This is a genomic window from Mesorhizobium sp. M7A.F.Ca.CA.003.01.2.1, assembly GCF_003998945.1.
Taxonomy (GTDB): domain Bacteria; phylum Pseudomonadota; class Alphaproteobacteria; order Rhizobiales; family Rhizobiaceae; genus Mesorhizobium; species Mesorhizobium ciceri.
The window spans coordinates 1-10,629 of sequence record NZ_RZRA01000060.1 but is presented as its reverse complement, the minus strand read 5'-3'; the positions used below and the strand labels follow the sequence as shown (position 1 = coordinate 10,629).

The window sequence follows — 10,629 nt, the reverse complement described above, 5'->3', positions numbered from 1 at the left end:
GTGGTCAGCGACCATTGGTTTGCCAGCCGCGGCCGCAATCGCGTCCCTGCCGCCACCGGCCTCCTCAATCAGAGCAGCTTCATAGAGCAACTCGTAGCGTTGGAGCGTGAGTTCCTCGTTCCAATGGCGGTCGTCGAAGCCGAAGGCTATCGCAGCGCGCTGCCGGCGCTCGCGTTGAGTGGTCGGCTCGCTGGCGCCGCCGGCCCACTCAATCAGGCGGGGCCGCAATCTATCGAGCAGCACAGGCGGCGTGCCGAAGCGGTGGTCCTCCCAGGGAAAATATTCGTACCAACTTTGCCAGCCGCACGCGGCCGAGTTCGTTGCCTGTTCCTTCCTGGTCAATGCGAGATAGCTGATTGAGATGACGCGCTGGTGGCGCTCAGTGCCGATGCGATCGCGATCGGCGAAGGTGTAGAGTTGCTCGATGTATCCAAGTGCATGGCCGGTCTGCTGCTCCACCCACCCCCTCAAACCCGACTGCAGTGATCGATGCTCAAGGGCAAAAGGTCCAGAAGGGAGGGTGTCCGCATGACCGACTGTGAGGACACAGGGCTCACTGTCGTTTACGGCGACCACGACGGCAGTCAGGTCCACTTTGGCTTCGTCAGCTTTGACGGCGGCTTTGCCTTTCTTGGTTCTTCTTGTCTGAGGATCCATGTTTGCGAAAGCGGGTTGGCCCAACGGAGCGCCTTAATCGATTGAATGTAACCTTGGAAGCCAGCACGTCAACACCGGAGTACTCAAGCGCTGTTTTTAGCTCTTCGCAGTCGCACAAAAATATGCCAAACGCGACACCCGCTGTTGGTAACGTAAGGGAAGGGGCCTCGGTTGAGCGCGGCTGGTGAGATAAAAGGGATGACTCCTCCAGATATTCGATCGCGAAAAGGCCAGACGCCACTTGTATGCTTGACGGCCTACACCACGCCGGTCGCGAGGCTGCTCGATCGCCACTGCGACATCGTTCTTGTCGGCGACAGCGTCGGCATGGTGCTGCACGGCCTGTCGTCGACGCTGGGGGTCACGCTCGACATGATGATCATGCACGGACAGGCCGTTCGCCGCGGCCTTGAACACGCGCTGATGGTCGTCGACCTGCCCTTCGGTTCCTACGAGGAAAGCCCAGAGCACGCTTTCGGCAACGCTGCGCGCGTGATGGGTGAGACCGGTTGTTCAGCGGTAAAGATCGAGGGCGGCGAGACCATCGCGGAAACCATCCGCTTCCTTACCGCGCGCGGCGTACCTGTCATGGCCCATGTGGGCCTGACGCCGCAGGCGGTAAACACGTTTGGAGGCTATCGTGTGCAGGGCCGGGGAGCCGATGCAGAGCGGATCAGGCGCGACGCCAGGGCGGTAACTGAAGCTGGCGCCTTCTCCTTGGTGCTGGAAAAGATACCGGAGCAGCTTGCACGGCAGATAACCGCCGATATCGACATACCCACCATCGGCATCGGTGCCTCGCCAGCTTGCGACGGCCAGATTCTGGTGAGCCACGATATGCTCGGGCTCTTCACCTCATTTCGGCCGAAGTTCGTCAAACGCTATGCCGAGCTCGGTGAGCAGGCTGAGGCGGCAATCGCCGCTTACGCCACCGATATGCGGAACCGGCACTTTCCGGCGGTCGAACATCTCTATGTCAACGCCTTGAAGGCCGGTGACTTCACATGAGCGTGCCGATCGCTCGAACCGTGAGCGAGCTGCGCGGCGTCGTTGCGCAATGGCGTCGCTCGGGTGCCACGATCGGTATTGTGCCGACCATGGGAGCCTTGCACGACGGGCATCTGAGCCTCGTGCGGAAGGCGCTCGAAAGGGCCGAGCGGGTGATCGTGACGCTGTTCGTAAACCCCAAGCAGTTCAACAGCCCCGCCGACCTGATTGCCTACCCTCGGACGGAAAGCGACGATGCTGCCAAGCTCGCTCTGCTGGGCACGCATCTGCTCTATGTGCCGGACACAGAGGAAATGTACCAGGTGGGCTTCGCCACGGCCGTTTCAGTGTCCGGCATCAGCGAATGCCTTTGCGGCGCATTCCGGCTCGGCCATTTCAATGGCGTGGCGACGGTCGTGGCCAAGCTCTTCCTGCAGGCCGGCGCTGACTTCGCCTTTTTTGGCGAAAAGGATTTTCAGCAACTTCAGCTTGTCAGGCGCTTGGTCCGGGATCTCGACATTCCGATCACTATTGTGCCCTGTCCGACAGTCCGCGAAGCCGATGGTCTTGCGCTATCGTCGCGTAACGTGCGGCTCTCCCCAGCCCAACGCGCCATTGCCCCAAAACTAGCATCGGTCCTGCTCGATACGGCCGAGCGGCTTGCACGCGGCTCCCCCATCCTGCCTACGCTTGATGAAGCGCGTGCAGCAATTCTGGCTGCCGGCTATCGCGAGCTCGAATACCTGGAGCTTCGCGGAGAAACAGACCTGCAATCGTTAGCAAGCCTTGACCGACCGGCACGCTTGCTTGCTGCGGCTTGGCTTGGCGACACGCGGCTCATCGATAACGTCGCAATATCACCCATCGGTAGTTGGTCAGGTGGGCGGAGCTCTCTCCAATCGGAAGCAGCACAGCAATTGCGGTGATGACGGCGGCGCGTCGTATGCCCTGCAGGGACAGGCCATCATTTAGAACCACGTCTCCGTCGGCTTCCAGCAACCTCCGCGAGGTACGCTAAGCGCAGATGCATCGCGTATTTGAAACCTTGGTCGAGCAACTCTCTGCAAGCGTCGATGCCGTCGATCTCCATGAGGCAATGGCGTCCGCCGCAGCCGGGTTCGACTTTCCGCTCTTCGCTTATTTCACCTACCCATCCGCTTCCGGCGACAGGCCGCGATTGATCTCGAATTATCCATCATCATGGACATCACATTACCTGCAACAGCGCTACCACAGCGTGGATCCCGTGATCCTGCGGGGACTGCGGGGCTGGGATACCTTCGACTGGGGTGTGGACCGCGATCACCGTTATTTGCCGACCTCTCAGCAGGAAGTCCTGGAAAAAGCAGCTGAGTTCGGCATTCGCGGCGGACTGACCATGTCGATGCATGATCATCGCGGCCGGTTCGCCGCACTGACCTTCGCCTCCAACGAGGCGCATCCGCCATTTCTGAGGTCGCTGACGCGCTACGAAAAAGCAATGCAACTGGTTGCGATCAACGTTCATATCCATGCCCGGCGCAGGCTCGCCGAAGATTGCGTGGTAGATGGCATAATGCTCACCCGGCGGGAGTTCGAGTGCCTGAAATGGGCGGCGTGCGGCAAGTCGGCCTGGGATATCAGCCAGATTCTCGGTGTCTCGAAACGCACCGTGACCTTCCATCAGGAAAACGCCAAGGCGAAGCTTGGCGTGCGAACCATCAACCAGGCCGTAGTGCGGATGGCTGCTCGGGCGAGATCCTGATCCTCTCCAAGTCTAGCTGTAAAGGTCTACAGGCTGCATTCATGACGGCTTTGCCCTTCGATTGCGTGGACACATCCCGCACGGAGACGACAATGATGCAGCTGATAACACCCGACTGCTACGCCGAGTTTGCGAGCGAACTCAAGGAAATGCACGGACTTAGGTATCGGGTTTTCAAGAAGCGGCTCGATTGGGAAGTGCAGACCGAAGGCGAAATGGAAACGGACTCGTTTGACAGCCTGAACCCCGTCTACCTGCTTCTCAAGGGGTCCGATTGGCGAACTTGCGGCTGCGTCCGCCTTTTGCCGACCACCGGACCGACAATGTTGCGCGATACGTTTCCGACGCTGCTGGATGAGATGGTGGTCCCTGCGAGTGCCGATATCTGGGAGAGTAGTCGTTTCGCGCTCGATCTCCCTGCGACAGCGCCGAAGGCAGCTGGCGGCCTGGCCCAAGCAACCTACGAGCTCTTCGCGGGGATCATCGAATTCGGCTTGGCCAACAATCTCTCCGGGATCGTAACGGTGACAGATACGCGCATCGAAAGGATCCTTCGTCTCGCGACCTGGCCGTTGTCACGTATCGGACAGCCCAAGCAGGTCGGCAACACCGAGGCAGTCGCCGGCTTCCTCGATATTTCCTACGCCAGTCTCTTGCGCATCCGCTGGAGGGGACGCCTCAACGGGCCGGTGTTGTGGCAACCAGTTCTCATCCAATCGGCATAGCGCCTGCGGATGCTCAGCCGTGACTTGAGTTAAGTCTGCTCACGGCCGCCACCGCCGCCGTGAGGGTGAGCGGACCCGCCCCACGAGCTTTCGACTGTTCCGGTCGATTGGCTCGCGCGGCCGGACTTTGGATTTCCGTAGGCGCAACCCGCAGTCCAGCGTGAGCACGCCAAAATGGCGCCCCTCCGCTTCGTCCAAAGAAGCCAACGTGGCTTCTGAGGTCGTCTTAGAATATTGGACCGGCCGCCGTGAGCGATCGCAACCTCAAAGCTTTGCCGGTATGCCGGTTTGGCCGGACCGTCGGCCAGTCGGAGCAGTCCCCCGATAAGGACCCGAGCTGACGCGCGGTCCAACAGCGCCCGAGCCTATGCTTTGTGCATTACCGTTCGGTTGGCCATGTCGTCCAAGACCGCATGAAGAAGGCTTCCAACCTCCTGCGCAGCGAGCTCTGGCGCAATTCCTACATCGGACAATTGAATGAGCATTTTCTTGGCGGCACAGCGCCAGAACGCGCTCGCCGCCTCGCCGTTCTTGGTCTCGAGGGCCTGGGCGATACTTTCGACCAATATACGTCGCCGATGCAGCGGAAATACGCAAATGTTTGATTCATGCATCAATCACCTCACAGATTCAGTTCCACAAAGAAAAACACCGGCGTCTTCAAAAGAGCCCCGCTAGCGCGGTGACGGTTCGCGGCGACATGACGAGTTCCACTTCCCCATCGACAAGCCATTGGGAGATGAGCCGCCGGACCGCATATCCGGGACCGCACATAAGGTGAACCACCATTGCTCATCCGGCTGCATTTTCCTGGGCCGTTCGACGAGGCGTTCCAGCCGAATTGACGTCCAATGACTTGATCTCTGAAAGGGCAGGGCGGTACGAATCACCCGACTGTTCCGCTGCTTACATTCCTGCGAGCTTGTGTATGAACGATTAAAGCGTGCCCGAGCCGTTCTTGGTGGCCGCCGCAGAAGGGAATCATGTCATCCGCTGCCTATCGTAGGCGGCGCGACTTCTAGCATGACTGCACTGCCCCGACAGGGCTTTGCAATCGCGCGTTTCGAAGCCTATGCTTTGGCATCGGCCGGCATTTACTTCGGTGCAGCCGACAGTAAGACGTACGCGCTCTTGCCCCGTTGGAAGAGAGCCTTGCCCGATCCCTCTTTCGCGACCAGGTGCTGAAGCCCTCACCCCGCAGGACTTCGCGCTTTTGCGACCATCGCTGCATCACGTCGAACCGGGCATCAAGGACAAGTTGGAGGTCGCGCATCAGCCGATCAAGAACGTATATTTTCCCGAGAGGGGCATCGCGTCGGTGGTCGCCACCATGACCGGCGGGCGGCAAGGTGAAGTCGGCATTGTCGGCTATGACGGGATGAAAGGAATTGCCGTCATTCTCGGAAAGGAAAGCACTACCTGGCGCCTGCCGGTTGAAAACCTTCGCCCTGCGATTAGCCCGTCGCTTCGCACCTCAGTGCTGGACTATGCCCACGCGTTCCTCGTCCAATCATGCCGGACGGCACTGGTCAATGGCCACTCCAAGGTCGAAGAACGGCTGGCCCGCTGGCAGCTGATGGTCCACGACCGTGCGGAAGGAGATAAGATCCTCCCGACGCATGAATTTCTGGCGACCATGCTCGCGCCCACCGCCCGGGGTCACCACGGCCCTGCAAATGCTTGAGTATCGAGGACTGGTGCACGCCAAGCGCGGCGAGATCACGATCATCGACCGTGCCGGATTGATAAAGCTCACACATGGCGCTTATGACAAGGAGGAGCAGCGTTATTTCGGCCTGGCCGCTGCCTGAAGCATGTCGGTTGAAACGGGTTCAGCCGACGTCTCCTTGCCCCTCACCAGGTCGCCCAAAAGCATCAGCGGTTTTGAACGAATCGCAGCGATTGTCCGCAATCGGACATAGGCTTGAAGGCGGTCGAATTCGTGCCATAAGTCGGGTTGGTCAGGGTTCAGGGAGGAATTCGTCATGACCAATTCGTTTCACACCGTCACCGTCGAAAAAGCCGCAGAAGCCTATGTCCTTTCCAGGGGAAGGGTCCGCTTTCTCTCCATGGCGCAGGCGATCCGCGCCATCCGAACACTAATGCCGGCATGCAAGGCCACCGACCGCGAGTTGGAGGAACTGTTGGCGGCCGCTTCCTTCGTTCATGGCGTGCCCGTCGCCTTCGACACAAAAACAGCCGATGGTGTAGAACCACGGCTGCATTCCTAAGAGGGCATGCCGCGCCATGCAGACTGTCAGAGGGCATTCGTCAGATGGTAGTCCGCTAACTTAACTGCAGAGTCTAAAGGACGTGTTCCAGCATTGCGAACTCACCGATCGCTTTGTTGCCAAAGCTGCCAGCAAGCGATCGCCTCATCCAGCCGTTTGCACCATCTCATCACAGACATCATCGCGATGCTACCTGTCCAGCATATGTCCAGCATTTCGCAAGGCGGCCAGAAGGAGCCTCGCATAGCCTGTGACATCGATCTGGGCCTGCATCGAAAGGGGCATGCTGGTCCAGTTCTCCAACGGTGCAATGAAAGGTGAGAAGGTGCCATTGACAAGGCAACAACAGCTAACAAGGCCCTCTCGGTCCAATGCCACCACACCGATCTTGTCGCCTGGATATCCAATGGCTGCGACTCGCTGGACCTCCAGGTCACCGTCCACCCGCACGTCAAAAAGAAGGCTACCACGGCTCCTCGTGGCTATCTCAGCCGCCTTCTCATCAAAGCTTGAAGAGAGCAAGCGGACGCTTTCCACCGCCATCTGGAAAATCACCAAATCCAGTTCATTCACGGCCATATGGGCATTTCCGCGCAACGGGTGGTGATTGCAATGACACATACTGCTTGTTCACAGATGTCGGTCACGAACGATCATTCGTCGGGTTCCGGTTCCGACCAACGGTGTCGCCACCTGATCGTGCTGCGGTTCGAACCTTCCGAACGCGAGCCGAGCGCGCTATGAGGTTGGAGTCTAGGTCTCGGACCCTGCCTCGCGGCCTGCTCATCTTTGGCAGACCCGTTGCAACGCCGCCGCGATGGCGCAAACGCCAGATGACGCTGATCCATCGCTTGATCGTGAACTGAGCTTCTGAACACCATTGGGACAGCAGGGTGGAAGGGCTTGACCAACGCTGCCCCCGTTTTCCAAGAGGACCCGTCCTCGATTGAATCTTTCGAGCCCCGTGCAGCGCGCAGCCAAATGATGACCATCTGGACCCAGCTCGCAGACCGCAAGGCAAAGAGGGAACCTTCCAGGCAGCCAAGCTGCGTCGACGCAAAGAGCGGCCTTTGGAGTTCCCAGAATCGACCCTTCCATAGTTGCGACAGGCAACCACTGCACGAGTGTGGGAGAGCGAATCGCAAGCATTGCGTGAGGTCCTGCGCGTTTTCCCCTCTTGCTATTTGGCACATCGTTTGCGCCGAAGTGGGCGCAGCGTTCGACCGGAGCACTGCATGGGAGAGGGAGGAGCCCCACCCCGATCCGGTCAAGGAGAGAGACGGTGTTGGTTCCAAGAGTTCCCCGCGCGATCTTAGCGCCCCGCAAGCGCCATTTTGCCCGGACCTACGTGCAGGTACTTGCCGCCATAATCCTGGGTGCCGCAATCGGCTATTTCCATTTGGAGACCGGCCACAGCCTGAAGCCGCTCTGCGATGCCTTCGTCGATGTCGTCAAGATAATCACCGTACCTGTCATCTTCCTGACAATGGCGACCGGCATTGCCGGCATGAGCGATCTGCAGAAGGTCGGCCGAGTTGCCGCCAAGGCGATGGTTTATTTCCTTACCTTCTCGACGCTAGCACTCCTTGTCGGGCTGATTGTCGCGAATATCGTTCAGCCTGGCGCCGGCCTCAACATCGATCCGGCCTCGCTCGATGTCGAAGCCGTTAAGGGCTATGTGGCCACGGCTCACGAGCAGTCCGTGACCAGCTTCCTGATGAACATCATCCCGTCAACGATTGCCAGTGCCTTCGCGGAAGGCGACATCCTGCAAGTCTTGTTCCTCTCGGTCCTGTTCCTCTCGATCCTGTTCGGCGCGGTCTGCCGCTACAACGGCCGCTCGCTCTTCTCTCTCGTCCGATACATCAAGGACGAGCTGCTGCTCGCAATGTCCTCCTCAGAGGCCGCGCTGGCCTCGCTCATGGAGAAGATGGAAAAGGCCGGCGCCACGCATTCGGTCGTGGGTCTCATTCCATTCAATCTGGACGGCACGAATATGATGCTCGCCGCCCTTTTCATCGCCCAAGCGACGAAAACTGATCTCCCGATCGGCTGCCGGATCCTCATGCTGTTTGTCGCATTGTTCCCTTCGAACGGAACAACCCGCATTACCGGTGCAGGCCTCGTCACAATGGCTGCAACGCTCTTTCTTGTTCCGGCCGCACCGGTCACCTCCGTGGGGCTTATTCTTGGCGTCGATCAGCTTATGTCCGAATGCCACGCGCTGACGGTTTTTCTCCGCAGCGTAGCGGCAACGCTGGCTGTCACCCGGTCCGGGGCGAGCGGGATAAACGACGATTCGGGGAGCGCCTCACTAGCGGACCGTTCAGCGCTCTGGCGGTGGACGGTCAAGTCGCCCGGCGTGGTGAACACAATTCCCCGTGCGAACGACGCTCAGCTATTGGGGTGGACCCGATGGCGCAAAGCCGTATTTGAGAAACCGCCAGATCGCACCGGCACCTGTGCGCCTGTAGCAACTGCGGGGCACGATCAAAACTGACCCATTTTACACCAAAAAGGCGGCCGTTGCTGCCACGCCGTCCATGGATTGGAGACTCATGTCTAAGCCGACTGCCATCACTGTCGCAGCTCTTCTTTTACTCCTCGCCTTGCTGGCGAGCCAATATAGCGCGAACCTGCACCGGCAGGCGTGGTCGACCGACAGGCAAAAGTGGAGCGGCGCATTCGACAACGATCTCCTTCGCCAATCGCCGGCAACCCGCAAGGCGATGCCGTTCTGGTCATATTCAATGACTACCACAACTGTCCGCATTGCAGACTGGCTGATATCAACTACCAAAAAGCCTTCAAGCATGAGCCCAATCTGAAGCTTGTGATCAAACAGTTCCCGGTCCTGGGACCGGATTCCCAATTCCCAGCCTTCGCCGCACTCGCCTCGAGAAAACAGGGAAAGTTCGACGAATTCCACCGCGCCCTTATGATTTCCCCCAGTTGAAGGGTCACTCTCAAGATCGCAGCGCGTGTAGGCCTTGACGTTGAGCAGCTCAAGCGGGAATGCAAGATCCGGCCATCGCAGATGAAATGCGCGCGTCCGCGCACTCGCGAAAGGTCTGCACTTAGACGGTACGCCCGCGTTGGTGGTCGGCGATATAGTGGTCGCCGACCTTGTGGACATGGCCAGCTTGCAACGCTTGCATCGCCGATGCGCGCTCAAAGCGTGCTGGCTCTCGTGCGGGGCAGCATCTGTAGACCGGCCACGCTGTTGTTGCCGGAGCGTGCCGTTTGTGGCAGCTGGCTTTGCTGTCGCTCCTCGTAATCTTGTTGCGGTCATCCAGCTGCCGTGGGCGCCAACAACAATCCTGAGCGCCCGCGCCTGAAGTCGCTGGCCGGGTGCTCGTGAACCGAGCCCGCTTTTCTTCGGCAAGCTCAGGCGGTCTTGGCCCTGCGGCATCGCCCCCTGGCGCGGGGCAGCCTTCGGCTGCTGACGGTCGCCGGCCTGTCGGCCGGCGTCTTTCTATTGTGGCCTTCCCCCTGGCGCAGGGTGGGCAGCACTCCCTTCTAGGCCCGCCGCGGCGTCCCGCAACCCTTCGCTTGTCGCTTTCGGGTCCTCCACTCCGTTCCGGTCCTGCTGATGCAGTCCGCCTCCGACGGCGGGCCTTTCCGGTCGCTTTTGCCGCCCACCCCGCTTCCGGGGAGGGCGCGCGATTGTAGAGCGGAGGACATCACGATGCGTGCAAACAACAAACGTTGCGGCAGCCGACAGGCTGGCGCAGACAGCGGCGGGCGCACCGGCGCCAGCCTTTATCAGGAAATCACCGACCGCATCATTGCCGAACTGGAGCGCGGCACCGTGCCATGGGTCAAGCCGTGGGGCAGGGCAAGGACAGGCCTCGGCCTGCCGCGGAATGCGGCCACCCAGCGCCGATATTCCGGCATCAATATCCTGATCCTGTGGGGCGCGGTCATCGAGCGCGGTTTCCCCAGCCAGAACTGGCTCACCTTCCGGCAGGCGCTTTCGCTTGGCGGCAATGTCAGGAAGGGCGAGCACGGCACCACCATCGTTCACGCTGACCGCTTTGTTCCCAAGAACGAAAAGCAACGCGCCGACACCGATGGCGACGAACCGCAGGCGGTGCCCTTCCTGAAGCGCTTCACCGTCTTCAATGTCGCGCAGTGCGATAATCTGCCCGAACATCTTTACGCCGCCGGCGAGCCTCTGCCTGAGCGCGAGATGGTCCCGCAGGCCGAGGCGCTCATTCATGCAACCGGCGCTGATTTTCGCGTCGGCCTGCGGGACCATCTCGCGCTCAGGCAGAGGCTCGCC

General features: G+C 60.0%; 13 protein-coding genes. 10 read left to right on the top strand and 3 right to left on the bottom strand.

Annotated elements, in window-relative coordinates; all coding sequences use genetic code 11:
• On the bottom strand, positions 1–657 hold a 657-nt coding region (locus EN969_RS04705), incomplete at its 3' end, for a hypothetical protein (protein ID WP_127419005.1).
• 171 nt (positions 658–828) lie between these two features.
• Between EN969_RS04705 and panB the strand changes: the two genes are divergently transcribed.
• The 4 genes from panB to EN969_RS04685 all read left to right on the top strand — a co-directional run bounded on the left by panB (position 829) and on the right by EN969_RS04685 (position 4,113).
• Positions 829–1,665, top strand: coding sequence for a 3-methyl-2-oxobutanoate hydroxymethyltransferase (gene panB / locus EN969_RS04700; protein WP_063169249.1), 837 nt, complete (start codon positions 829–831; stop codon positions 1,663–1,665).
• Positions 1,662–2,570, top strand: coding sequence for a pantoate--beta-alanine ligase (panC, locus tag EN969_RS04695; RefSeq protein ID WP_063169248.1), 909 nt, complete (start codon positions 1,662–1,664; stop codon positions 2,568–2,570). The genes panB and panC overlap by 4 nt, the downstream gene beginning before the upstream one ends.
• 98 nt (positions 2,571–2,668) lie before the next feature.
• Positions 2,669–3,388 (top strand): LuxR family transcriptional regulator, encoded by a 720-nt coding sequence (locus EN969_RS04690; RefSeq protein ID WP_063169247.1) that lies wholly within the window; start codon positions 2,669–2,671, stop codon positions 3,386–3,388.
• 92 nt (positions 3,389–3,480) lie between these two features.
• Positions 3,481–4,113, top strand: coding sequence for an acyl-homoserine-lactone synthase (locus tag EN969_RS04685; protein WP_063169246.1), 633 nt, complete (start codon positions 3,481–3,483; stop codon positions 4,111–4,113).
• A gap of 365 nt (positions 4,114–4,478) precedes the next feature.
• Here the strand turns inward: EN969_RS04685 and EN969_RS35840 are convergent, their stop codons facing one another.
• Positions 4,479–4,727: a DUF6074 family protein gene (locus tag EN969_RS35840; RefSeq protein WP_063169245.1), complete on the bottom strand. Its 249-nt coding sequence runs from the start codon at positions 4,725–4,727 to the stop codon at positions 4,479–4,481.
• A 599-nt stretch (positions 4,728–5,326) separates the two neighbouring features.
• On the opposite strand from EN969_RS35840, the gene EN969_RS04675 reads away from it, so the two are divergent.
• The 3 genes from EN969_RS04675 (at position 5,327) to EN969_RS04670 (ending at position 6,344) form a co-directional block, all read left to right on the top strand.
• Positions 5,327–5,797 carry a hypothetical protein gene (locus EN969_RS04675; protein WP_224570941.1) on the top strand — a complete coding sequence of 157 codons (471 nt, stop codon included), beginning with the start codon at positions 5,327–5,329 and terminating at the stop codon, positions 5,795–5,797.
• Positions 5,790–5,924 carry a hypothetical protein gene (locus EN969_RS36600; protein WP_256754986.1) on the top strand — a complete coding sequence of 45 codons (135 nt, stop codon included), beginning with the start codon at positions 5,790–5,792 and terminating at the stop codon, positions 5,922–5,924. Before EN969_RS04675 ends, EN969_RS36600 begins: the two co-directional genes overlap by 8 nt.
• A gap of 174 nt (positions 5,925–6,098) precedes the next feature.
• On the top strand, positions 6,099–6,344 hold the full coding sequence (locus EN969_RS04670; RefSeq protein WP_063169243.1) for a hypothetical protein: 246 nt from the start codon (positions 6,099–6,101) through the stop codon (positions 6,342–6,344).
• Positions 6,345–6,533: 189 nt separating this feature from the next.
• On the opposite strand, the gene EN969_RS04665 is transcribed toward EN969_RS04670, so the two are convergent.
• Positions 6,534–6,923: a hypothetical protein gene (locus tag EN969_RS04665; protein ID WP_024505560.1), complete on the bottom strand. Its 390-nt coding sequence runs from the start codon at positions 6,921–6,923 to the stop codon at positions 6,534–6,536.
• 706 nt (positions 6,924–7,629) lie between these two features.
• Here EN969_RS04665 and EN969_RS04660 point away from each other — a divergent pair.
• The 3 genes from EN969_RS04660 to EN969_RS04650 all read left to right on the top strand — a co-directional run.
• Positions 7,630–8,844, top strand: a complete 1,215-nt coding sequence (locus EN969_RS04660) for a cation:dicarboxylase symporter family transporter (RefSeq protein ID WP_210326676.1) — start codon at positions 7,630–7,632, stop codon at positions 8,842–8,844.
• A 150-nt stretch (positions 8,845–8,994) separates the two neighbouring features.
• The gene (locus EN969_RS35835) at positions 8,995–9,300 is read left to right on the top strand and encodes a thioredoxin domain-containing protein (protein ID WP_126057771.1); all 306 of its coding nucleotides are present in this window, start codon (positions 8,995–8,997) and stop codon (positions 9,298–9,300) included.
• Between the two features lie 732 nt (positions 9,301–10,032).
• A partial coding sequence (locus EN969_RS04650; RefSeq protein ID WP_127419004.1) for an ArdC-like ssDNA-binding domain-containing protein occupies positions 10,033–10,629 on the top strand: 597 nt, incomplete at its 3' end.

Coding starts and splice junctions, on each gene's coding strand:
- EN969_RS04670 (WP_063169243.1), top strand. CDS start 6,099: ATGACCAATTCGTTTCACACCGTCACCGTCGAAAAAGCCGCAGAAGCC.
- EN969_RS36600 (WP_256754986.1), top strand. CDS start 5,790: ATGCTTGAGTATCGAGGACTGGTGCACGCCAAGCGCGGCGAGATCACG.
- EN969_RS04690 (WP_063169247.1), top strand. CDS start 2,669: ATGCATCGCGTATTTGAAACCTTGGTCGAGCAACTCTCTGCAAGCGTC.
- panC (WP_063169248.1), top strand. CDS start 1,662: ATGAGCGTGCCGATCGCTCGAACCGTGAGCGAGCTGCGCGGCGTCGTT.
- EN969_RS04685 (WP_063169246.1), top strand. CDS start 3,481: ATGATGCAGCTGATAACACCCGACTGCTACGCCGAGTTTGCGAGCGAA.
- EN969_RS04665 (WP_024505560.1), bottom strand. CDS start 6,923: ATGGCCGTGAATGAACTGGATTTGGTGATTTTCCAGATGGCGGTGGAA.
- EN969_RS35840 (WP_063169245.1), bottom strand. CDS start 4,727: ATGCATGAATCAAACATTTGCGTATTTCCGCTGCATCGGCGACGTATA.